Raw genomic sequence first — 22,048 nt, 5'->3', positions numbered from 1 at the left:
CTCGCCCCGGCCAATTTCATTTTTTTACCAAAACTAAGTTAGTGATTCCAAGCTTCCTCAAAAAAGAAGATCGTCATCCCCCGAAGCCGGATGATGGCACTGAATAAAACCACTAAGTATACAACAGCGGGCTGGGGCAGAACAAACTCGAAACCATTCTCCGTTTTTTGCTCAATTCTCCTCACCTGCCGTATCGAAATCTCAAATTATTTTCACGCCAGCAAAATCATACCAGCTAATGGTTTACATCAATCAAATCTGCGATTGGCATCATTTGTCTTTCGCTTTGCCACGGCAAATTGAAGTGTGCCCGCGACCGAATGCGATGATGTCGGCCGTTGGGATAGATCATCCGTCCCATATTGAATTCTTCAATGCGAGGGGAATGTCATGACGTTTGAACAATCTTTGTGTATCGGTTTGGCGGTCGCAAGTACCGCCGGGTTTTTCAGTGTTTTAGCTCAGTTTGTCATTGCATATTTGCAACGTCGAAATGAACAGAAGAAGTATTTTCGGGAAAAGCTACTTGATAGATATTCAGAATTCTTTTCAGAGGCAGCCAAGGACTTGGAGCGAGCTAAAGACGAGCATTCAACTATTGCGCACGGTGGAAAATATCCCGAGGGAATGGAATCGCTTGACTCTGCCCGAAAAACCTCACGAGTTCAACTTCTGAGATTATCGTTCTGGGTGTGGTTAGTGGAACGCGATCCTATTCTTTGTAACAAAATTGAGAAACTGGCCAATTCACAACCGTTTATGGCATTGCGAGTTCCTGTCGAATGGGGGCAGGTCGGCTACCAGAAGAGGTTTGACAAGTTTAAAGAAGACATCAATACTTTTGAACAAGAGATAATTTCGATCATCGACTTGATTCGATCACGTCATCCTGAATAGGCGATTTGCAATCGCGCTGATTTTCTTCGGTGATGTTCGTCAGGCCGGGGGAGTTGCGAGTCCTCGCCCCGGCCAATTTCATTTTTCCCAACCACTACTCCCGGCGGGACTCGAACCCGCGATCTTCTCCACGTCAGGGAGACGCCGTCGCCACTGGGCCACGGGAGTGTCAATCGGCCCGGCTGGAATCGAACCAGCGATCTCCGCCATGTGAGGGCGGCAAGTTGCCATTCCTCCACGGGCCGATGTCAAATCACCTCGGGTCGGCAGGAGTCGAACCTGCATCACACCGCATATCAGACGGTTGCCTCGCCGCTCGGCCTCGACCCGGTCATCACCGCAAAACAGAGTGTCCGGCGGGAGTCGCACCCGCCTATCCGACTTGGCACGCCGGTACCTCGCTGCTCGGCCACGGACACTTGAAAACCCAGAGATGGAAGGAGTCGAACCTTCAAGGCGAGATTTGGAGTTTCGCGGCCCTCCGAGGGCACATCTCTAACGCACAATCAACAACCGACAGCCGAAGGGACAGGAGTTGAACCTGCAAGGGCTAGTGCCTCGTCCCGCTTCCAACGGGGTGCCATCACCGATTGGCTTGCCCTTCCATTCAGACGCCCACAGGAATCGAACCTGCTTGAAGTCGGGTTGCAACCGACTGCCTCGCCATCCAGCCCGAGCGTCAATCGTCATCAAAAACAAGCTGGCGGTGGGACTCGAACCCACTGGTTCCGCGTTACGAAGGCGGTACTCGGCCTGTCGAGAATCACCAGCATCATCAATCGCAGGGTGGCCGGCGGGAGTCGAACCCGCACAACCCCGGTTCACAGCCGGGTCCCGCAACCACTTTGGGTTCGGCCACAGTACCCTGAATGGGATTTGAACCCACGCTCTTCACCTTGAGAGGGTGACGACCACTCCTGGCTGGTCCGTCAGGGTAATTCTTCCAACAGAGTGTCCGGCGGGAGTCGAACCCGCCTGTTCGCCTTGGGAGGGCGATGCCTCGTGCCGATCGGCCACGGACACTTTCTTCAGGGATGAGGGATGAAGGATGAGGGATGAAAGAAAACCGAGACCATCCCGGCAACTGCCATCAAACACCGGATTGTCTTTCTTTCATCCCTCATCCCTCATCCCTCATCCCTTCTTAAAAAGCGGAAGGAGAGGGAGTCGAACCCTCAAGGCTCATCGCTCGCCCAGGTTCGAGCTGGGTGCCGTCTCCAATCGGCTGGCCCTTCCGGCTATCAACCAATTAACAGTCTGGACGGCCGGATTTGAACCGGCGGTCTCCGGCTTCCGACGCCGGCGGATTACCAAACTTTCCCACATCCAGAGAAGTCGTCGCCCGGAAACGAAAAAAGGCCGGGTGTCCATTGACACCCGGCCTGGGCGGTGGTCGCCGAGATCCGTTGGTGTCAGATTTGCAAATGTCCCGATACCGGCGAACAACAACATGACCAACCCTTGGGGGAGATCGTGATGCCGGTGATTGTGATGGAATGTCGCATGGCACTTTTGGAATGTCAGGGTTGGGTGAACTTGCACTCAACCGTTGTTTTTGTGTCGCCAAGGGAGTGAGCCGGGGACTTGGCGGCGGGTTCGCGTGGCGAAGGAATTATTGTGGTTTTCCCCGACAGGCCGCCGCCGGGCTGCGTGTGATTTTTGATCAAAAAACGCCTTGTTTTCAGGGGATTTCAGAGCTTTCGGAAAATCTGCCGGAGCGAACTTGGAACACCCGGATCGGTGGGCTATATTTCCCATGCACACCTTGATGGATCTCCTTAAACAGCCATGATGGTCAACAATGAACGCCTTAGCTCCCGTGTCTCGTGATGCCGAACTGGCCGCGAAGATCGCGCGCCTCGTTGAAGAACGAGGCTGGAATCAGGAAGATTTCGCACGGATTGCCAACCTGAACCGACACACGGTTCGGGAGATCATGAAGAGCAACGGTGACAGCCGTCGGCTCCGGAATGCCACGATCAGCCAATGCGCGGCCGCCCTCGGCCTGCAAGTCAACGAACTGCGGAACACCCCCCTGGAGCGGTTGCTCCCCCGGATGCACGGCACCCCGCCGGAGAAGGAACTCGGCGGGGCCAAAAAGCTGCAAGAACAGGCCACCTCAAAGGAACTGCTGGAATGGCTCCAGCAACACCCGGAGCGGGCCGCCCAGATCACCGAGGAAGAGGCCGACGACCTGCTCACCCAAGACGGCCCCGGCAAGGGGATTTTCCAGCTTGGGGCCGAGCATTGGGTGGAACTCGTCGAACGGCGGCGCCGTATCCTGCGGCGGGTTCACGCCATCGCTACGACGGGCTACATCGACCTTCTTGAGCCACTCGTGAATCTCATGTTTGAGAAGATTCAGCCCCCGCCGAAAACCTGATCGTTCGCACGCCCGTCCACCTGTTTTTCACGGCCTCTCCACCCGCCGCTTGCGGTTGACACCCCTTGCGGCTTCATGTTACACCACCCCTGTTATCCAGTTTCCATTTCACCCATGGCAACTGTTCGTCGGCGTCCCAGGATGGGGTTCGCGTCGACTCATGATTCGGCTCCAGGGATGGTTTGCATGGCCGAGACCCTCGACTCCGCGCTGTTTGCCCCAAAGGTTCTGGCCGCCCCGCGTGGCGTCCGGCGACCACGAGACTGGCGGCCCGTCTGGACGCACTCGCCCGTCGAGACCATCGACGTTTCCGTCTGCATCGCCAATTGGAACTGCATCGAATATCTGCGGGCCTGCCTGCAATCCTTGCTTGACCAACCCCAAGGCGTGACGCTGGAAATCATCATCGCGGACAACGCCTCGGCGGACGGCGCGCCGGAAATGGTGGCCCGCGAATTCCCCGAAGTCACCCTGATCCGCAACACGGAAAATCTCGGGTTTGCCAAGGCCAGCAATCAAGCGGCCGAGGCGGCTTCCGGCCAGTATTTGTTCTTTTTGAACAACGACACGGTCGTGCCGGAATTCACGCTCGAAAAATTGACGACCTTCGCCCGCGCCCATCCGAATTTCGGGATGATCGGCCCGCGGTTGCGGGATGGCAAGGGCAAGTTGCAAATCTCTTATCGCCGCAAGCCAACGCTCAAGGCCATGTTGCACCGCGCTTCCGTCCTTCGCTGGACGGGCATCTTCCGCAAGGCCTACGACGACTATCGCCGCGACGGCTTTGAGCCGGACGGCGTCCGCCGGGTGGAAGTGTTAATGGGGGCGGCCGTGCTGGTTCCCCGAGATGTGTACCGGGATTGCGGCGGCTGGGACGAGGGCTTCATCTTCGGCGTCGAGGACGTGGAATACTCCGACCGGATCGGCCGGTCCAAGGCGTGCGTTTATGTGCCGGGCATCGAAATCATCCATTATGGCCGGGTGAGTTCGCGGCAGAACGTCACTTTCGCGGCCCCGAACCTGATGATCGGTTACGCCCGGTATTTCCGCAAGAGCGGCGTTCCCGCGTGGTCGCTGATCGGCTACAAGCTGGTCTTCACGCTGGATGCCCCGATGCAATTCCTCACGATGTGCGTGCAATACTTCTGGCGCCGGGTCACCGGAGCCAGCCCCGCGCATGTCGGCAAAAGCCGCATGGGCGCGTTGGGCATCTGGCGCTTCCTGACTCGCGAAATCGCGCGGTTTTGGAGGGCCTGAGAAACGGTGGCGGGCAGGAATGGCAAAGCGGGGGCTCCGGCGTCAGCCATCACTCTTGGGTGGCGGCTCCAACCGGCGAAGCAGCCTCGCCTGCGCGGGATGCAACCGAACCGCCGGCCGGACTGACCGCAGCAACCGGACCCCGTCGGCAACCGTGGCGACTTCTCCGGCCAAAAGCAAATACCCAATGACCACGCAAGCGCTGCGGCCATGCCCCAGCGCGCAATGCACATATACCGGCCCCGTGCCGATGGCCTCGGCGATCCAAGCCACCGCCGACCGCATGTCGGCTTCCGACGGCGCGGTGGCATCCAGCAGAGGCATCGACCGATACCCCGGCAACACCCGCCACGGCCGGGCCGCCGGGAATTCACCGGCCAAATCGAGAACGTTCACCCAACCCGTCGCCGTGGCCTCGCGGGCTGACAGTCGTCGGCCGAAGAACAAATTGGGAGCGACCCGGACATACGCCGACTCTCGCGAGAATAAGCGATACAGGCCGAACGACGCGCTGTTGAGGAGAAAATAAGGCCCGAGCAACACCCAGCCAAAGATCGACCGCCTTCCGGTCGGCCGCTTGAACAACAGCCTCGGCCCGGCCAGCGCATACGCCATCGCGAGCAGCCCAAACGAGAAGGCCGCATACAACCCCACCCCAGCCCCCCAGCCAACAACATCCCAAGCCACCGCCGTCGCCATGCCGCAGGCGGCCGCCAACATCAGGAATACGAGGCTGTATTTCACATGTTTTCTCCAGAGTCGGAATTCAAGAGCTTCATTTGGCCGGTGTCGGCGCCAGCATGTTGGCGTCGCGGGCCAGCGCCCATTTGCCGTCTTGCTTCTTCAGGACCGAAAGAGTGTGTCCCGCGCGGGTCACCGGGGAGGCGCCGCCGGGCGGGGTGAACACAACGGTAAGCTTGGACCACATCCAGGCCCATTCCCCGAACACCTGAACTTCCTGAATCTCGCTCCGGCCCTCGAACTTCGGGCGCTCCTGACCCGACGCCGCCGGCATGGCTGCGGCGAATGCCGGTTTGCCGATCATCGGCTGTTGACCGGTCACCAGAAACACCACATCGTCGGTCATCAGGCTCAGGACGGTGTCGGTGTCCCCCGCCTTGGTCGCCTCGATCCAAGTGGCCACGAGTTGCCGAATCTCTTGCTCATCGCTGCTCATGCTCAATCCTTTTCGCCGAACGGCTTTGTTTGTCAATATTTAAGCAATTTCCATTATTTCACGACAAAATAAGTTTCAGGTCAACGGCCATCGTCCGGCCAAACATCGTCCGTCGCCAAATATGGGTGCTATTGTTTGCAGGTTGTCCGGGTTGCGGTGGCACGGGAATGAATCCTATTAATTCATGTCCTTCACGCGATATCACGCGGCCAAATCGCACCCAAGATTTTCAGGAAGGAAACCGACAATGCAAACCACATACTCAACGGCTTTGAGTAGTCTGGCCTCGCTGACCATGACGACATTTCTGATGCTTTCCGGACAGGCCCGGTCAGAACCGAAAGACTTGAAACTCATGGGCGGACATCTCGAAAACCCCTTCGTCGATGCGACTTTCTATCGTAATGCGGACTATGTGTTGGCGGTCATGAAGGCCGCCGACATTGAGGGAGGCGAGTTGGGAAAACAGATGAGGCAAGTCGCGGGTCATCCCACCTTCCTCTGGCTGGACAGCATCGCCGCCGTCCACGGGACCGACGGCTATCCCCGCAGTCTCGCCGGTCACTTCGATGAGGCAATCAAGCAACGGGCCAACGCCATTGGCCTTGTCATCTACAATCTGCCAAACCGGGACGGCTCCGCCCTCGCCTCGAACGGCGAACTGCTCGTTTCCAAGAACGGGCTGGAGCGTTACAAGACCGAATACATCGACGCAATTTATAAGGTTCTTAAACAGGAGAAGTATTCCGGGCTGCGGGTCATCATGGTCATCGAGCCTGACTCGCTGCCGAACCTGATCACCAACCTGACCTTCGAGAGGGTCCGGGAAGCGGAAAAGTCGGGCGCCTACGTCAAGGGCGTGCAGTATGCGGTTGGCACGCTTCGGTCTCTGCCCAACACCTATGCCTACATCGACATCGGGCACGCCGGCTGGATGGGATGGCCGAGCAATCTCAATCCCTTCGTCGAGTTGCTGAAGACGACGGGAGCGGGCATTTCAGGCGGCAACGGCCAAGTGGACGGTTTCATCAGCAACGTGTCCAATTACAACCCGGCCGTCGAGCCATATCTGAAGGCCGAGCAGCAAGTCGGCGGCCAACCCGTTCGCTCGCTGTCGGGTTGGTATGACTGGAATGACCACATCGACGAGCAGTCCTATGCAACCGCTCTGCGGGACGCCCTGACCACAGGGAAAGACGCCTATCCGGACCGCATCGGACTGCTGCTTGACACCTCGCGCAACGGATGGGGAGGCCCGGCCCGGCCCTCCGCCGCGAGCAGATCGAATGATCTCAAAACGTTTGTTCGGGAGACATCCATCGACAAACGAATCCACAAAGGAAACTGGGGCAACCAGACGGGAGCCGGCATCGGCGCCCGGCCGGTGGCGAAGCCCGCCCCTCATTATCACGCCTATGTTTGGGTGAAACCGCCGGGGGAATCCGATGGTTCCAGCCAATTGATCCCCAAAGGCCCCGACAACCCCGCCGGCAAGGGTTTCGACCAGATGTGCGATCCCACATACAGGGGCAATTCGTTGAACGGGAACAACTTCACCGGGGCGATGCCGAACGCCCCGGTCGCCGGCCGCTGGTTTCAGGCCCAATTCGTTCAACTCGTGAAAAATGCCCCCCCGCCGTTCAAGTCCGAATGACATCAACGGCGGTGGTTTGGTCAATCATCATCGGAATCGGCGCCAGAGTTAAAGCTAAATGGCCCGGCCAGAATTTCGCCGCTGATGCTGATCCGCACCCACCACGCGCCACTGTCGTACATCAGCAATGCTTCTCGGCCATTAAAGAACAACATTTGGCCCAATCTCGGGCGGCGCGCCACGCCGGGCGCCTCGGTTTCCCCAAGCCGGTCCGTGATGTGCGAACGAATGACGGATTCATTCTCCCGAATCCACCGGACGCAAGTCCGCACGTTCTCCCAAGAGGCCGTATCCTCGTCGCTTCCAGCGGGGACAAAGCTGGCCGTCACCCTTGGGCCATCAATCACAACAACTTGAAACCGCCAGACTCCGTCAGCGGAGTCCCACTTCACACGGCCAAGTTCCGAATCTTGAAAAGACACGCCCATCGGCCTGATTCCTCCCTGTCGAACAAGCCGGTCACTCGTCAAGCTTGGCCGGACCAGCTTCATTGATTCCACAATAAGGGAAGCCGCCGGCCAAGACTGCCACACCTTCCGATCTTTCAACGATGAAGAACTGGCGGCCTGCCTCGCCAATGGTTTTGGCCGCTTCATGTGATCGAACCCAAACGCCCGCCCGATTTTGTCATCGAGATACCCTCCCCAGTCCGCCCGGCGAACACGGGCCGATAGCTCAAGCGGAACTCGTTTAACGAGCGGGCGGAGGTGTTGCAAGGCAGGCCGTCACATCCAGCCCGAGATGCGTGGCGAGGGCGGCACTTTCTTCCTCCGTCAGATGAGCCGAACCATAATCGATGCCGTACATATATCGCCGGTTGTTGTCCTGACTGTCGTCCTCGATCAGACTGAGGCTCCACCGATATTGCGGCCGGCGGAAACCGAGTCGCAAAATGGTGATGCTGATCCCGGCTTTCTCTCCTTGGAACCGCACATCAATACCCGAGCAATCCATTCCCCAGAAGGCGCGCTCGGCGTCGGCGTCGCCGCAATGTTCTTGGAAGCGAGCAGCGGCAATCAGGCAGATTTCGCCACCGATGATGTCGCTGATGGTCATGGTTTTGAGTCTCTGGATCAGGTAGTCGCGGGACAGGCCACATGATTCGGACACGGTATGTTCACACACTTCCCGACCCGGCCTCGGAAACGCCGGACCGGGGGATTGCAAGTCTGCTATTCGTTGAGCGGCGGTTGTCCGGCGGCGGCCCGCTTTAGGGCGTCAAACTCCCGTTTCTTCCGTTCGGCGGCCGGATTCACAAAATAGAATTTGAAAAGCCCCGCCAGCGTTTCCAGTGTCTCCTCCGCCTCGCCCGGTTCGACCGGCAAGATCTCGCCAGATGAAACACCCCTGCCCGGATGAGCCGCATAGTTGCCCAGTGTTCGCAACTCGTCGAGCTGGCGGGAAAGTTCTGCCGGAAGGGCTTTGGCGGCGATCAGGACCGTGATTTCCTGATTCAGGCTGGCGAGCCTGATGTTCGCCACGTCGTGCAACAAGTTCCGGAGGCAATGGCGGCCGAGCGCGGCGCTCGCCCTGGCGCTGTCGTCCAGCGCCTGACACGCCTCGATGTAATCATCGGCGAATATCTTGGGAACATCCGGCGACGGTGCGGAGCGAACGGAGGCGCGCGGATAGGCCATGTGGGCCGCGATTTTTCTCCCCAAAGGATCGACGCACCGCAGGGCGATCAAGGCTTTGCCGCACGCCGGGCAAATTTGGGAGTCCGTCACCCAATAGCCCCGGCTGTCCTGACAGATGCCGGTTGATTTCAAGCTGACATGGATGGAGGTCTGGCAGTGTGAGCATTTCATTGGACTTTGTGGGTGTTTGAGAATCGCAGCATGTGGGTCGGCGGGTTGCCTCGCGAGAGGCGGAGAGATATGCACGGCGTTGGGGGCTTTCCGGCTGACTGAAAAAATCTTGCGGACATCCGCAGAATGGGCGGCGAGACTCGAATCGCCATGCTGATTCTTCATGAGATCAGGCGCGATCTTGACGGGAATTATTGGCTGGGGTCGCGCCCTCGTTTGATGGCATGGGCCACTCGCCGACCGTGTGGTGAAGTGTCGATGCCGGTCAGCTTCCAACCCTGCCTCAATGCCTGGGTCAGCCGGAGAAATTCTTCGTCCTCGACGGGTTCGCCACGGGCGTCCAGCCAATAGGTGACAACCAATTCTTGCTCATCATCGGGAAACGGCCAGCTATCCATAGGACAGGCTCGAATGGAGGATGATCTTTCACATGTTCACATGTTCCATAGACAATTCCGGGCCTCATGCAAAGCGATTGTGGATAATCTTGGCATCTGTTTTGAGGAATTGGATGGAAAATTAATTCAGTGCCCAAGCGATGAAACATGAGAACAATATTAGAATCAATCTTTTGATGAAATTGAATTAAGTTTTTTGCGTTGGCGCACAGACGACACGTCCGGCGGGCGATTTGAAGCATGATCGCCACGCTCCAACTGGGCAAAAAAGCGAATCCATCGGCGGGGCGGCCGGCGTCATGTGTGGCGGTGTCCGGCCAATTCTCTTGCACCATCCGGAAGCGGTGGCCATAATTTATCGGACGTGGTTGATGGTCGGACTGTCATGGGGCAAGGAGGCCCGGAAAACGTTATTGTTCGGCGACGGAAGGGGCGAAGAGATGCATTTGCTCACGGAACTCGACCAGACATCCCAATACCCGCGCGGGCATGATTGCCCCGCGTGGCGCACCTGGGACGAGACACAGGACGACGGGCACGGGATCACTCAAATCGGCCTGGAGCGCTCGCCCTGCTTTGGCGAGTGCCCCGTCTACACCGCCGTCATCCATGCCTCCGGCCGGGTGGAATACGAAGGCATCATGAACGTCCCCCGGCTCGGTGCGCGTGTCGGCCGGGCCAACTTGCATTACTTCCGGCAACTGGCTTGGTTCATCACCGGGACGCGGTTCTGGGACATGGAAAGCCATTACGACTTCCGCGACGCCGTGGTGTCGGACGCGCCGGGCACCTGCGTCCTCGTGGCCACCGCCAACCGCCGCAAGATTGTGAGCAACTACGCCGACGCCGGGCCGCCCGAACTATGGGCCATCGCCGGGCTGATTGACTTGGTCCTCGGGTCGGTGGAGTGGGAGTGAGGCACATTCAGCCGGGCGGGAGCGGGGATGCGGTTGTATCGTTACATTGGCCCGCAGCAAATTGCCGACCGGGTGACGGCATCTCCGGCCGGATGTCCGATTCGTTCGGCCGCCGATGTCGTCCGGTGGGCGAGGGAGAGCGGCCAACAACCGGGGCCGGATGGTTCGGTGATCGCCACCTTTGTGATTGATGCGACGGGGTTGCTGTTAATCGCCGACCGCCACAGCGAGCATGTGGCCTGCGCCGGTCGGCTACCAGTCCGGTCGGCCGGTGAAATCACGTTTGCCTTGTCTGGCAATGAAGTCGAAATTACGGCCGTGAGCAATCAATCGACCGGCTATTGTCCGGAACCCGACTCGTGGGCGGCGGTGATGGAATCGCTCACGGCCAGCAGCTTGGAACCACCATCCGGCTTCTCGCCAAGATGCGTCTTCCGGTTGTGCGTGCGATGCGCCGCCAAGAACATCGTCAAGGACGGCGTGTTCGAGTGCGGCGTGTGCGGAGCCGAACTATCGGTCACGTACAATTGCCAGACGGCCCGAGCGGAATCTGATGACTAAAACGTTGCCGTCCGGCGAAGGAAAGACGCATGACAATCCGAAGCGTGATCGCCACGATCATCGGCTGCACCTTGTTGTTGGCCATGATCGGCGGCGGCATCGGTTATGGGCTGGGAGTAATCGCCCCCGGATACTACCGGGGTGTTTTCAGCAAGGGTCGGGAGCCGGGGTTTGATCCGGTCAGTGTCGGACTCGGACAGGGGCTGACCCAAGGCACGGCCGGGGGAGTGGTTGTCGGTCTGGCCGTGGTCGCCCTGCTTTGCTGGCGGGAGGTTCGGCTACGGCAAATCCCCGGTTCGGTGTCGCCCGTCGCCGACCTGTCCACGGAATCAGCCTCTCCCGCCAGTCGGGCGTTGCGAATCACCGGCTTCCTACTCTCGCTCGTGTTTTGCCTTTGCACGGGAGTGGCCTTCGGAAAATTGATCGGGGAAAGGAATTCGTACCATCGTCGTTATTTGGAGGAGAGAGAGTTGATCGCCCCGCTTTTGGTCGGAGAGCCGGCACTCTCGGGGGTGAGTCTGTTGGAGAATTCGATTGGCGGAGTTTACCTGACAGGGGAAGTGCCCGCCGTCGAGGATCTGGCCCGTTTGCGGAACGACGTGATCCGGGTGGTGGGAGAACGCCGGACGAAAGAGATCTTGGCGGAAGTCAGCGTGAAGCGGCAACGGCACGCCGGAGAGATGCCAAGAGGGCCACAAGAGTAATCCCACCAAACAAAAGAGAATCACGCGCCAATGGCCTCCCTGCATCAAGCCCCAGTCACCAATTGCTACTTGCCGCCACCGGGCGAGGCGACCGGATCGGCAGGGAGCTTGTCGATTTTCTCGACGAATCGCCGGATCATCTCCCGGTGCCGGTCGGTGTCGATCTCCAGGATGTCGTTGAGGGACATTCCGTGGGGATAGGCACGGACGACGTTTTCGATGGCCGAGGCCGCGATGAACCGGATCTTGGCATCCCGGTCTTTCAAGTACGTCAGGAGAAGGAGGCACTCGGTCTTGGTCTTCACGCCCAACCGGCTTGTTATCCCGCCTAGATGGGTTAAAAGGACATCCTTGCCATCCGCGTCCTTCAGGGAAAACCCGTTCTGCTCGCTCAAGGTCTGCGGCGGGGGAAGTTCCTTGCGAAACCCGTCCATCTTCTTCAACAACTCCGCCGGCTCGGCCGCGACGGCCACAACCATCGGCACAATGATCGTGAGCAAACTCAACAACAGGCAACGCATGACACCATCTCCCGGAGGGCCGCGAAGACTCTTCCCCCAATAGACGGGCCAGCAGCGGGAATCGTTTGCTTTGGTCAATCATTCTGATCGCCATCAAGGCTTGGTCGCCTCGACGAGCCAACAGGCCGGAAAATGACGTTTGGAAAAGAGAGCAACAATTGCGATCCCGTAGGGTGTCTCACACCAGCACAAAATCCAGCGTCGCCGAAAATCCAGTCAGCACGATGCAGCCGCCGACCGAACTATGCGGACCGTGCGGCACCCCCGCCTTGCCGGCGAAGAAACTGCCGGGTCCGTGGGTGGCGCCGTCCTCAATGAAGTCGCCTTCGAGAACATACACCGTCTCGTCGGCTTTGGTGTGGAAATGGGCCGGGATGGAGGCGCCGGGGGCCAGCCGGGTGAGAACCGACATGACTCCGGTGTCCGGGTCAGTCCAGAGAACGCGGAGCGATACGCCGGGAAAATCAAGCGGCGTCCACGCCACCGAATCGGCATGTTGTTTCAAATGATACATCCGCGTTTCCTTCTGCCATTCGCCTCACGGCGAAGGCACCATCGCCGCGAACGGCCACACATAGGCTTGGATCAGCGTCATCAACCCCACGATGGAAGCCAGCAGAATGCTGTGCCAGATCACGGCTTTGAAGATGTCGGCTTCCCGGCCGATTTGATTGGTTCCGGCGGTCGCCACGCAAATGCTCTGGGCATCGATCATTTTGCCCATCACGCCGCCGGTGCTGTTGGCGGTGCTGAGCAGCGTTTGGGTTTGTTCCAGCGACAGGTTTTCAAACGCGGCCGTGTGGTTGTTGAAGACCTCCGTGGCAGTGATCTTTTGCAGGCTGCCGAACAGGGCGTTGCTGCCGGCGTCCGTCCCGGTGAGGAACACACCGAGCCAGCCGAGAATGGCCGCGAAGAACGGATACAAAATCCCCGTGCTGGCGAAGGCAATCCCCAAGGTGGCGTCGATGCCCGAATAACGGGTGACGTAACTTAGCCCCAACATACATGCAATCGTGGGAATGGGAATCTTCATCTGAACCACGGTCTTGCGCACGATGCGTTTAATCTGCCCGAAGTTCGTCCGCAGGTAAAGCATCGAGAGTATCGCCGACATGAACACGGGTGTCCCGGCGGCGCTGGCCCAAATGAAGTTGAACTCGGCCTTCTCGTTTTCCGGTTCCGCGAGGCCGGGTTTCTGCAACTTCTCCGCTCGTTGCACCTCGTTGTGCAGCGTCGGAACCTCGATCTTGTACCGGCTCTTCAACACGTTCGGGATGATCCAGACATCCCCCTTCGATTCCATTTGCCGCAACACGCCCACCAAGATCAGACAGACGGACATCAGGGCGTAAGGCATCCACGCCCGGACGACTTCCATCTTGGTCAGCGGGATGTCATCACCGGTTGTGTCGGTCAGAAACGCGGCGGCCTTGGCGGCCTCGATCGCATGCGGATCGTGAGCAATTTCATCCACTTTGTGCGGGTCGGTGTCGATGAGCTTATCCGGGTCCGGCGTCGTGAACGGGGGCGGCGAATCGTAATGCCATTCGTGCTTTGGTTTCCAGAATCGCAGGAACACGGCCAGCACGCCCATCGTCAGGATGCTGGAGGTCACGTCCGTGACGTGATAAACGACGATCCCCTTCACAAACGGCAGCGTGTGGAAACAGGCAAACACATACTGAAACACGGCAAACGCCGCCCCGCCGACGAGCAATGCAGGCCATACTTGAAACGTCTGCCGCCAACTGCACATCACCTTCACCATGTAGAAGGGGATGATGCACGACAGAAACGGAAGTTGCCGCCCGGCCATCACGCTCAGGGTTTCACCGGGAATGCCGGTCACGTCGCTTAACACAATGATTGGAGTGCCCAAGCCGCCGTAGGCCACCGGGGAGGTGTTGGCGATCAGGCAGATCACAGCCGCCCGCAACGGCGGGAACCCCAACCCCACGAGCATCGCCCCGCACACCGCCACCGGCGCCCCGGACCCGGCCGATCCTTCAAGGAAAGCGCCAAACGCGAAGCCGATCAACACCGCCTGAATCCTGCCGTCCTTGGACAAACTGGAGATGGATCGCCGGATATTCCGAAACTGCCCGGTTTCCACGGTGACGTTATAAACCAGCATCGCGTTAAAGACGGTCCAGCCGATGGGCAGCAGCCCGAAGCAGGCCCCGTAGGCGAACGACCACATCGACATCTTCAAGGACATGCCGTAGACGAGCCACGCGATGAGGATGGCCACCCCGGCCCCGGCCGCCCCGGCTTTGGACGCCAGCCAGCGCCGTTGCACCAACAGGTAAAAGAGAACAAGGACGGGGAGGGAAGCGACGATGGTGGACAGGATTCGGTTGCCAAGCGGGTCGAGGTCCTGAACATACGAGACGGCCAACAGCATGGAGAGCATTCCGGCGAAGAGTTTGCAAGCAGCGAAGAAAGCCGATGGTAGCAGGGCGGGAGGGGGGAGACAAGGAAGAACCGTTAAGAATGACAAGGTGGCAAGGAGACAGGGTGACAAGGTGACCAAAACCGAAGCGCTGCGACATGGTTTTGGTCACCTTGTCTCCTTGTCATTCCTCACCGTGTCACCTTGTCATTCGTCGAAAACGGCAACGAGATCAAAAACGTCGTCCCCTGCTTGGGGGCGGAGAGGAATGTCACGTTGCCGCCGTGTTCGCCGATGATTTTGTTGGTGACAAACAGGCCGAGGCCGGTTCCTTGTTTCTTCGTGGTGAAATAGGGCTGGAAGATCGACTTGAGGTTGTTCGGGTCGATGCCGTTGCCGTCGTCCCGGATAGACAGGACCACCATGTTCCCCTCTGTGAAGGCGGTGATGTCAATTCGGCCTCCCTTGGCGGTCGCGTCGATGGCGTTCAGCACCAAGTTAAAGATCACCTGCACCAGTTGATCCCGGACGCCGTGAAGAATGGGCAAATCGGCCGGGATGTCCGAACTCAGGGTGCGGCTCTTGGTACCCTTGTAATATTTGACAATGTTCATGGCCTCTTCCACGATGTCCTTGATCGTGTACCGGGTTTTCTCCTGGGCCGGGGGCCGGCTGAAGTTCGTCAGTTCCCGCAAGATGCCCTGAATCCGGCTCAGCTGCCCGCCGACGAGGGAAAGCTTGTCCCGCGTGTAATCATCCGGGTTTTTCCGCTCCAACACTTGAACGATGCTTGATATGGAGGTCAGCGGGTTGCCGACCTCGTGGGCGATGCCGGCGGCGAGCAGTCCGAACCCGGCCATCTTGTCCTGGTGCATCAATTGAGCCTGCGTTTCCTGCAATTCCCGCGTTCGCTCGGCAATGCGATTCTCCAATTCCGTCTGGTTTTCCCGCAGCGCGGAATTCAGGTTGGAGAGATGCTCGCCGATGCCCTTGATTAACCGGCTCAGGGCAATGGATGCCCAGGTGAGGACGGCGAGCAATAGAAACAATTTGATGACGGCCATGCCGGATTGGTCTTGTTGATGCAGGATCAGATAAACCAAGCCGTAGCTCAGGGTGTGCAACACAAACGTGATTAGCGTCATCTGCACGGTCTGACGGATGGCGCAACACAACAGCGACAACAAATAAAAATTGCGGAAGGGACTTTCCAGATCGTTCTCAAAATAACAAAGCAGACCGATGAAGAATGTCTCCATCGCGGACACCAAGATCGGGGCCGCCGCCAGCATGACCCGGCCGCGATGATTTGTCCAAGTGTCCACGACCGTATAGGCGAGTCCCATGAGCAGGAGGCCGTTGAGGATCAGCGTGTCCTCGGCCTTGGAAACAATGTTGACATAACTAAACCCGACCACGAGGCCAAACCACCGAATCCGCACGGCAATGGCCTCAGCCGCGAGATCCCAACGGGACAACGGATCAGCCTCCGGAACCTGCGTCATTCCGAAACTCCCTGAGTGCATGAGGGGTATCATACCGGCATCGCCGATCATCGGGAAATGGCCAATGGCAGACCGTGAAGCCGCGACGCGGAGTCTTCGCAGCGGAGCGCGGACTTCCCGCAGGGAATCGTCGGTCAAAATGAGCAATGAATTTGACAGGGTATCAGTCCTCGCTCCGCTGCGAAGACTCCGCGTCGCGGCTTCACGATTCGTCATTCACAAAAAGGATGCTCTCCATGCTCCGTCTCTTCTGGCTTCTTCTGCTCGCGCCGGTCGCCTCGGCGGGGCCGTTGACAGTGGGGTTTGCCGATATTGATGTCACCCCGGCGATTGAGGCCAAAACGCCCGTGTTTATGGCGGGGTTCGGGGCCAATCGCAAGGCCACCAAGGTTCACGACCCGTTGATGGCTCGGGCCGTTGTGCTGTCGGATGGCACGCAGAAGATCGCGATGGTCTGCACGGATGTCATCGGGTTGTTCAACGACTTTGCGAACGATGTCCGAAGCGATCTGACCGGCTTCACTTATGTGCTGGTTTCCAGCACGCACAACCATGAGGGGCCGGACACGATGGGCCTCTGGGGGTCCAGCCCGTTCAACAGCGGGGTGAACGAAGAATACATGAAACACCTTCGGGCCAATATCGTAAAAGCGATCAACACGGCCGACAAGAAGGCCAAGCCGGCGACGGCGAAGATTGCCGTCGTGGCGTTGCCGCACTTGATGGAGGACAACCGCCAGCCGTATGTGAAGCATGAGGATTTGGTGGCCATCCGTTTCGAGAGCGAGGGGAAACCCCTCGGCGTGCTGGTTCAATGGAACAACCACCCGGAGACGATGGCTTCCAAAAACACCGAAATCACTAGCGATTTTGTGGGTTACACCGTCGGCGAACTGGCGAAACGGCAGCGTTGCCCGGTGGCCTACTTCACGGGAACGGTTGGCGGGCTGATGACCACGCTGAAGGTGCCGATCAAAAATCCCCAAGGCAAATTGCTGGAAGACGGCACTTGGGAAAAGACCGAACAGCTCGGCCGGGAAGTGGCCATCGAAGCCGACAAAGCCCTGAAAACCGCCAAGCCCGTGACGCTGACGCCGTTCGAGATTCGCCGCCGGGAGATTCATATTCCGGTGCAGAACGACCTTTACAAACTCGTCTGGCGGGCCGGGGTGTTAAAGCGAACCTTCTATGTGTGGGACAACAACCCCACGCCGTTCAAGCCCGCCACCAGCGAGGATCTTTCCAAGCCCGGCGCGCTCCGCACCGAGTTGGGCTATCTGAAACTCGGCGATTTGGAGGTGGCCGTCATCCCCGGCGAAATCTACCCGGAACTTGTGCTAAACCGGGTCCAAGACCCAGCCGATCCCGCCGCCGATTTCCCGGACGCCCCCATCGAACCGGCCATCTACGACCAACTCCGGGCACCCTACAAAATGCTGATCGGCCTTGGCAACGACGAAATCGGCTACATCATTCCCAAACGCCAATGGGACAAAAAGCCCCCGTTCTGCTACGGCCGCACCAAGGAGCAATACGGCGAGATGAACAGCATCGGCCCGGACGCGGCCCCGATCATTTGCGATCAGTTTCAGAAGTTGGTGAAGGAAAACAAAGACAAGTGATCCAAACGCATATCGGGCGATGGTTGACACAAAGCCCGATCGCCATGAGCCGAAACCTAAGCTGAATGATCGTGATTGCTGATTCCCAATTCCTCATCCGTCGGAATCGGCTTCGACGCATCGATAAACAACCACGCGATCACGCCTAAAAGGTAGATCCCGGAATACAGCTCAAAACAGTAAATGTAGCCCTGTGGGAGGATGGTGGTGTCCGGGTCGCCGTTGGCTTTCAGGACGGGCACACCGTCAACGACCTTGTTCACGGTATTGGCATTCAAAATCAGACTGGTGATAAAGATGCCGAGCGTTGCCCCAAGGTTGCCAACCATGTTCATCGCCCCGGAAACGATGGCCGAATAACGTCGGCCGATATCTTGGGCCGTCGCCCAACTCGGGGCCATCATAAAATCGTTTGACAGTCCCACCAGAATCAGACAAATGGCGAACGGCCACAAATTGCCGATGAACTGGGTGGCCAGCAGATAAAAGGCACCGGCCATGCCATACCCGATCATGGCAAATGTCCGCCGACCCCACTTGCGATTGCCCGTCTTGCGGATCAGGGCGTCCGTCAACATGCCGCCCCCCAGACAGCCGAGCATGCCAACGAGCAACGGCGCCCCGGCAAGTAGTCCGAGCAGCATCTGGCCGCCCAACGACTCCCGCAATTGAGGGAACGAATCGCGAAACTGCCCCGGCAGATTGTACATGATGAAGTACCAGTTGAAATTGGTCACCATGTACATCGCGCACAACGCCCACACGTTTCGATTTGTAAAGATGCGACCCCACGGGATGCCCGCATGCCCGGTCGGCGGCACTTTGCCCGCCAGGATCAACTCCCGCTCGGCAGCGTTCGTGGAAGAGTGTTGGTCGGGGCGGTCGCGGAACCACCAGATGAAGACCGCCACCCATGCCATCGCCACGCCGGAGAAGACCCATAGCGTTTCGCGCCAGTTCAGGCCCAACCCGGCGGTCAGGCACACCCAGACGAACGGCGTCATTCCCCCCATGAACCGGGCCGACAGCCACACCGACCCTTGGGCGAAGCCGCGTTCCGTGGTCGGGAACCAGTTATACAACGCCCGCGAGATGTTCGGAAACGCCCCGGCCTCCCCCATGCCAAAAAAGAACTGCAAGGCGATCAGCACGCCGAACGTGATGAGGACTGTCTCCGTGCCCGGCAACGTGTAACCGGCGAAGGCCGTCAGCCCGATAAACGCCGACCACCAAATCACGATGCGGATGAGCGTTTTCCGTGGCCCGTAGGTGTCCCCCATCCAACCGCTGGGGATTTCAAACATGGCATAAGCCAGTTGGAAGAAGATGAGGACAAAGTAGAAGTCCTTCTCCCCCCGGCCGACGGCCTCCATCATGTCCTTCTTGGCACTGCCGTTCACGGCCCGGTCAAGATAGGTAATCATCGCCAGAGTGCTGAGCAAGGCGAGAATCGTATAGCGGATGCGCGTCGGGCGAACGTTCGTGTCAGATGAGTTCATGCGAACCGGGAGAGCGGGAGGGAAAATACCAGCGGGCGTTTGGTGAATGTACCCGCCCGGCGGGGGGATAGCAAATTGAAAACAAAGGATGAGGGATGAAGGATGAGGGATGAAAGAAAACCAGCGAACCGGCGTGTCTTGGTTTTTTCACCCTCGCTCGAAGGCATTTTCAACCATCAAAATGAAAGAAAATCGGCAGACTGGCGTGTCTTGGTTTCCTTTCATCCCTCATCCTTCATCCCTCATCCTTTGTTTTAAAACGGGGACTTCTCTGTTTTTTTCGGTTGCGCTCTTCACGCGCACGGACGTGCCACTATCATTATTTTTTCCCGGAGGCAGAGAGTCATGGCCAAGAAAAGCAAAGACGCCCGTTCACACGTGAAAATGGTTAGCTCCGAGAGCAGCCATTGCTATTTTCTCCAGAAAAACCGGAACAACACCAAGGGCCGGCTGGAGTTGCGGAAGTACGACCCGACGGTCCGCAAGCACGTGATGTACAAGGAAAGCAAGTAAACCCACTGGTGAACGAAGGATACCCGCACCCGGTTTGCGCCGGCGGGGGAACGACCATGCACATTCGAGTCAATGATACCGTCGAAGTGATCTCCGGCGGGGACAAGGGCAAGCGCGGCAAAGTCCTCAAGGTGGACCGCGAAGAAGGCAAGATCACCGTTCAGGGGATCGGCCTCGTCTGGCGTCACCTGAAGGCTAGCCGCACCAGCCAGGGCGGCCGGCTTTCCAAGGAAATGCCGATCAGCATTTCCAACGTGTTGCTGATCGACCCGACCAACAACAAGCCCACCCGCACCGGCGTCCGCTACACGGACGACGGCACGAAGGAACTGTACGCCAAAAAGAGCGGCACGACGATTCGCGTGCTGGCCAAGGCCGATCCCAAGTACGCCAAGAAGGCGTGAGTCCCGGAACCACCATGAAAAAAGACATTCATCCCGACTATCGTGAAGTGGTGTTCCTCGACGCCGCCGCGAACTTCTCGTTCCTCTCCCGCTCGACGGTGAAGACCACGGGAACGATCAAGTGGCAGGACGGCAAAGAGTATCCGCTCTACCGGCTCGACATCTCCAGCGCATCCCACCCGTTCTTCACGGGCAAGATGAAGCTGCTCGACGCCACCGGCCAGATCGAACGCTTCCGCAAGAAGTTCGCCAAATTCCAAAAGCCCGCCGCCGAAACGGCGAAGCCGGAAGAGAAGAAGTAAGATAGCGAGCGGCGAGCGGCGAAGAAAAAGCCATTTCACCGCAGAGAAAACAGAGAACGCAGAGAAAACATAAGAAAAGAATTTCTTCTTGTTTTCTCTGCGTTCTCTGTTTTCTCTGCGGTGAAATGGCTTTTTGCATTCACTCAAAAAACACGGCGCTGGCCGTGAAACCGTGGATGAAGTTTCGGTCGCCGACAGGGCCGAGTTCTCCGGCGGCGAAGAGGCCGGCGAGGGCCACGTTGCCGAGGGCTTCCCGGATTGTTTCCGCGTCGTGATTCGGGGTCGTAAACATGCGTTTGCCGCGGCCGTTGCAGGTGAACAGCAGGCCGCCGGTGGGTTTGAAGCCGTCGTCACCCACATGGGTGAGCAGTTCGGCCAAATCCTCATGGGCGGCGGCCGCATCGCGGGTTTGGAATTGCACCGTCTGGCCAAGCCGCACGCGATCCGTGACGGCCAGCGCCCCGGTTCGCGGGTCGAGGCCGATCAGGTTGCGGATGAGGAAATCCCCCCGCCGAAACTGGTCCCGGTATTCGCTGACCGCCAGCCCGATCAACAGGCCGCGTTGCATCAATTCACGCTCAGCCTGGGACACTTCCTCCAACAGTAGTCGCAGATAGTTCAAGGGTGTCGCCGGGCCGCTGAGTTCCTGAATGACGTTGTCCGTCGCCTTGGTGACGACCAGCGGCTTGCCCACCGGCCGACATCCTTGCGACACCAGCGTGCGGACTCGCGGCGTTCCCCGCAACAGCACGCCGATGGCGCCGCCGACTCTGGCTTCGCCATCAAGGAACAGCGAAGTCACTTCCGGGCCAAACGGATTGCTGGACATGCCGCCGATGACACGCAAGCCGGGATGTTGTTCGTTGATCGTGGGAAGAAAAAGCTCGACGGCCGGGAAAGAGAACGGGTCTGCGAACGTCAACAACACGGATTGGGCCGGGTCGGCTTCAAAGATAGAGTCCGGCCAGCCGAACAATGTGGGGCCGTCCGGCGTGGCCTCCGGGCTGAGGTGGAACACGTCAATGTCCATCTTCCCGTTCCACGATCCAAGCCACAAAGAGAGGGCTGGCCCCTCCTCGGCTTCCCTCGCCCCGCCGACGACCGATTCCCCGAGCATCCCGACCAGCGGCACATCCGGCAATTGCTGCCGCAGGGTCCGCATCAACTGGTCGTTTTCGGAGGCATGATGCGGGGAAAAGAACACGACGGCCAGTTCCGGTTCCACGCCCAGTTGTTCAAGGGCGGTCAACGCAACTTCGCTCGCCGCCTCGGCGGTGTCTTCCAGTTCGGAAAGGGCATTGGCAAAAGGCATGAGAACTCTGGATAGATTCTTGATGGACGATTTGCGGAAACAATCAGCCGGAATGACCAATGACCGGCGTGGTATTGGTTTTCCGGTCTGAAGGACCGGTTAACACAGCCCAGCCCGTGAGGGCTGGGAACACGGTCCCCAAGGTTTTCCGGTCTGAAGGACCGGTTATCGGCGGGTGTTTGTTTTCCCGGCCCTCACGGACCTCCCGCAAATAATCGGTCT

The 22,048-nt window shown here is 58.7% G+C and carries 23 protein-coding genes and 11 tRNA genes; 11 read left to right on the top strand and 23 right to left on the bottom strand.

The features are described 5' to 3' along the window. Nucleotides 1–390: 390 nt before the first annotated feature. The gene (locus tag BGIM_RS0127890; protein ID WP_020472986.1) at nt 391–897 is read left to right on the top strand and encodes a hypothetical protein; all 507 of its coding nucleotides are present in this window, start codon (nt 391–393) and stop codon (nt 895–897) included. 95 nt (nt 898–992) lie between these two features. Here the strand turns inward: BGIM_RS0127890 and BGIM_RS0127885 are convergent. From BGIM_RS0127885 to BGIM_RS0127860, 11 genes are all read right to left on the bottom strand, one after another. Continuing rightward, nucleotides 993–1,065: transfer RNA gene (locus BGIM_RS0127885), tRNA-Val, on the bottom strand. A 5-nt stretch (nt 1,066–1,070) separates the two neighbouring features. Then, nucleotides 1,071–1,142 (bottom strand) — tRNA-Val (locus tag BGIM_RS0127880). A gap of 13 nt (nt 1,143–1,155) precedes the next feature. Next, nucleotides 1,156–1,227, bottom strand: a tRNA-Ile gene (locus BGIM_RS0127875). 18 nt (nt 1,228–1,245) lie between these two features. Further along, nucleotides 1,246–1,316 (bottom strand) — tRNA-Gly (locus BGIM_RS63385). A gap of 102 nt (nt 1,317–1,418) precedes the next feature. Beyond that, a tRNA-Ser gene (locus BGIM_RS63380) sits at nt 1,419–1,501 on the bottom strand. A gap of 94 nt (nt 1,502–1,595) precedes the next feature. Next, nucleotides 1,596–1,668: transfer RNA gene (locus tag BGIM_RS63375), tRNA-Thr, on the bottom strand. Between the two features lie 14 nt (nt 1,669–1,682). Next, nucleotides 1,683–1,756: transfer RNA gene (locus tag BGIM_RS0127870), tRNA-His, on the bottom strand. Nucleotides 1,757–1,758: 2 nt separating this feature from the next. Beyond that, a tRNA-Glu gene (locus BGIM_RS63370) sits at nt 1,759–1,833 on the bottom strand. A 14-nt stretch (nt 1,834–1,847) separates the two neighbouring features. After that, nucleotides 1,848–1,920: transfer RNA gene (locus BGIM_RS0127865), tRNA-Gly, on the bottom strand. A gap of 129 nt (nt 1,921–2,049) precedes the next feature. Beyond that, nucleotides 2,050–2,133: transfer RNA gene (locus BGIM_RS63365), tRNA-Ser, on the bottom strand. Nucleotides 2,134–2,153: 20 nt separating this feature from the next. Then, a tRNA-Pro gene (locus BGIM_RS0127860) sits at nt 2,154–2,227 on the bottom strand. Nucleotides 2,228–2,698: 471 nt separating this feature from the next. Between BGIM_RS0127860 and BGIM_RS0127850 the strand changes: the two genes are divergently transcribed. Both BGIM_RS0127850 and BGIM_RS0127845 read left to right on the top strand, forming a co-directional pair. Then, the gene (locus BGIM_RS0127850) at nt 2,699–3,280 is read left to right on the top strand and encodes a helix-turn-helix domain-containing protein (protein ID WP_020472984.1); all 582 of its coding nucleotides are present in this window, start codon (nt 2,699–2,701) and stop codon (nt 3,278–3,280) included. 186 nt (nt 3,281–3,466) lie between these two features. Continuing rightward, nucleotides 3,467–4,537, top strand: coding sequence for a glycosyltransferase family 2 protein (locus BGIM_RS0127845; RefSeq protein ID WP_020472983.1), 1,071 nt, complete (start codon nt 3,467–3,469; stop codon nt 4,535–4,537). 42 nt (nt 4,538–4,579) lie between these two features. On the opposite strand, the gene BGIM_RS52740 is transcribed toward BGIM_RS0127845, so the two are convergent. Both BGIM_RS52740 and BGIM_RS0127835 read right to left on the bottom strand, forming a co-directional pair. Then, complete coding sequence (locus BGIM_RS52740) at nt 4,580–5,281, bottom strand: dual specificity protein phosphatase family protein (RefSeq protein WP_020472982.1); 702 nt, start codon at nt 5,279–5,281, stop codon at nt 4,580–4,582. Nucleotides 5,282–5,312: 31 nt separating this feature from the next. Next, nucleotides 5,313–5,714 carry a YybH family protein gene (locus tag BGIM_RS0127835; protein ID WP_029630658.1) on the bottom strand — a complete coding sequence of 134 codons (402 nt, stop codon included), beginning with the start codon at nt 5,712–5,714 and terminating at the stop codon, nt 5,313–5,315. 247 nt (nt 5,715–5,961) lie between these two features. Between BGIM_RS0127835 and BGIM_RS52735 the strand changes: the two genes are divergently transcribed. Further along, nucleotides 5,962–7,368, top strand: coding sequence for a glycoside hydrolase family 6 protein (locus tag BGIM_RS52735; protein WP_020472980.1), 1,407 nt, complete (start codon nt 5,962–5,964; stop codon nt 7,366–7,368). 20 nt (nt 7,369–7,388) lie between these two features. Here the strand turns inward: BGIM_RS52735 and BGIM_RS0127825 are convergent, their stop codons facing one another. From BGIM_RS0127825 to BGIM_RS0127810, 4 genes are all read right to left on the bottom strand, one after another. After that, nucleotides 7,389–7,796, bottom strand: coding sequence for a hypothetical protein (locus tag BGIM_RS0127825; protein ID WP_157369470.1), 408 nt, complete (start codon nt 7,794–7,796; stop codon nt 7,389–7,391). Nucleotides 7,797–8,058: 262 nt separating this feature from the next. After that, a complete protein-coding gene (locus BGIM_RS0127820) occupies nt 8,059–8,478 on the bottom strand; it encodes a hypothetical protein (protein WP_029630656.1) in 420 nt (139 codons plus the stop codon). Nucleotides 8,479–8,540: 62 nt separating this feature from the next. Then, nucleotides 8,541–9,176, bottom strand: coding sequence for a DUF4145 domain-containing protein (locus BGIM_RS61585; RefSeq protein WP_157369469.1), 636 nt, complete (start codon nt 9,174–9,176; stop codon nt 8,541–8,543). A 191-nt stretch (nt 9,177–9,367) separates the two neighbouring features. Then, complete coding sequence (locus BGIM_RS0127810; protein ID WP_020472976.1) at nt 9,368–9,574, bottom strand: hypothetical protein; 207 nt, start codon at nt 9,572–9,574, stop codon at nt 9,368–9,370. Between the two features lie 440 nt (nt 9,575–10,014). Between BGIM_RS0127810 and BGIM_RS0127805 the strand changes: the two genes are divergently transcribed. The 3 genes from BGIM_RS0127805 to BGIM_RS0127795 are packed head-to-tail and all read left to right on the top strand — an operon-like array spanning nt 10,015 to nt 11,756. Beyond that, nucleotides 10,015–10,491 (top strand): DUF6438 domain-containing protein, encoded by a 477-nt coding sequence (locus tag BGIM_RS0127805; protein WP_157369468.1) that lies wholly within the window; start codon nt 10,015–10,017, stop codon nt 10,489–10,491. A gap of 27 nt (nt 10,492–10,518) precedes the next feature. Continuing rightward, nucleotides 10,519–11,052 (top strand): hypothetical protein, encoded by a 534-nt coding sequence (locus BGIM_RS0127800; RefSeq protein ID WP_020472974.1) that lies wholly within the window; start codon nt 10,519–10,521, stop codon nt 11,050–11,052. A 29-nt stretch (nt 11,053–11,081) separates the two neighbouring features. Continuing rightward, a complete protein-coding gene (locus tag BGIM_RS0127795; protein WP_020472973.1) occupies nt 11,082–11,756 on the top strand; it encodes a hypothetical protein in 675 nt (224 codons plus the stop codon). Between the two features lie 65 nt (nt 11,757–11,821). On the opposite strand, the gene BGIM_RS0127790 is transcribed toward BGIM_RS0127795, so the two are convergent. The 4 genes from BGIM_RS0127790 to BGIM_RS61575 all read right to left on the bottom strand — a co-directional run bounded on the left by BGIM_RS0127790 (nt 11,822) and on the right by BGIM_RS61575 (nt 16,174). Further along, entirely contained in the window at nt 11,822–12,277 is a 456-nt protein-coding gene (locus tag BGIM_RS0127790) for a hypothetical protein (RefSeq protein WP_020472972.1), read from the bottom strand. A 178-nt stretch (nt 12,278–12,455) separates the two neighbouring features. Beyond that, nucleotides 12,456–12,791 (bottom strand): cupin domain-containing protein, encoded by a 336-nt coding sequence (locus tag BGIM_RS0127785; RefSeq protein WP_020472971.1) that lies wholly within the window; start codon nt 12,789–12,791, stop codon nt 12,456–12,458. Nucleotides 12,792–12,815: 24 nt separating this feature from the next. Further along, the gene (locus tag BGIM_RS0127780) at nt 12,816–14,681 is read right to left on the bottom strand and encodes an L-lactate permease (RefSeq protein ID WP_020472970.1); all 1,866 of its coding nucleotides are present in this window, start codon (nt 14,679–14,681) and stop codon (nt 12,816–12,818) included. 179 nt (nt 14,682–14,860) lie between these two features. Then, complete coding sequence (locus BGIM_RS61575) at nt 14,861–16,174, bottom strand: sensor histidine kinase (protein WP_020472969.1); 1,314 nt, start codon at nt 16,172–16,174, stop codon at nt 14,861–14,863. Nucleotides 16,175–16,410: 236 nt separating this feature from the next. Between BGIM_RS61575 and BGIM_RS0127770 the strand changes: the two genes are divergently transcribed. Next, nucleotides 16,411–17,796, top strand: coding sequence for a neutral/alkaline non-lysosomal ceramidase N-terminal domain-containing protein (locus BGIM_RS0127770; protein WP_238537730.1), 1,386 nt, complete (start codon nt 16,411–16,413; stop codon nt 17,794–17,796). Between the two features lie 56 nt (nt 17,797–17,852). Here the strand turns inward: BGIM_RS0127770 and BGIM_RS0127765 are convergent, their stop codons facing one another. Further along, nucleotides 17,853–19,295 (bottom strand): MFS transporter, encoded by a 1,443-nt coding sequence (locus BGIM_RS0127765; RefSeq protein ID WP_020472967.1) that lies wholly within the window; start codon nt 19,293–19,295, stop codon nt 17,853–17,855. Between the two features lie 345 nt (nt 19,296–19,640). On the opposite strand from BGIM_RS0127765, the gene rpmG reads away from it, so the two are divergent. The 3 genes from rpmG to BGIM_RS0127750 are packed head-to-tail and all read left to right on the top strand — an operon-like array spanning nt 19,641 to nt 20,514. Further along, the gene (gene rpmG / locus BGIM_RS0127760; protein ID WP_020472966.1) at nt 19,641–19,808 is read left to right on the top strand and encodes a 50S ribosomal protein L33; all 168 of its coding nucleotides are present in this window, start codon (nt 19,641–19,643) and stop codon (nt 19,806–19,808) included. A gap of 56 nt (nt 19,809–19,864) precedes the next feature. Beyond that, nucleotides 19,865–20,212, top strand: a complete 348-nt coding sequence (rplX, locus tag BGIM_RS0127755) for a 50S ribosomal protein L24 (protein WP_029630652.1) — start codon at nt 19,865–19,867, stop codon at nt 20,210–20,212. Nucleotides 20,213–20,226: 14 nt separating this feature from the next. Continuing rightward, nucleotides 20,227–20,514 carry a type B 50S ribosomal protein L31 gene (locus BGIM_RS0127750; RefSeq protein ID WP_020472964.1) on the top strand — a complete coding sequence of 96 codons (288 nt, stop codon included), beginning with the start codon at nt 20,227–20,229 and terminating at the stop codon, nt 20,512–20,514. 139 nt (nt 20,515–20,653) lie between these two features. On the opposite strand, the gene BGIM_RS0127745 is transcribed toward BGIM_RS0127750, so the two are convergent. Then, entirely contained in the window at nt 20,654–21,826 is a 1,173-nt protein-coding gene (locus tag BGIM_RS0127745; protein WP_040890435.1) for an FIST signal transduction protein, read from the bottom strand. Nucleotides 21,827–22,048 lie beyond the last annotated feature (222 nt).

The sequence above is a fragment of the Zavarzinella formosa DSM 19928 genome, assembly GCF_000255705.1.
Taxonomy (GTDB): domain Bacteria; phylum Planctomycetota; class Planctomycetia; order Gemmatales; family Gemmataceae; genus Zavarzinella; species Zavarzinella formosa.
Note: the sequence above shows the minus strand (reverse complement) of the source record. Positions and strands in the feature narration are given on the sequence as shown.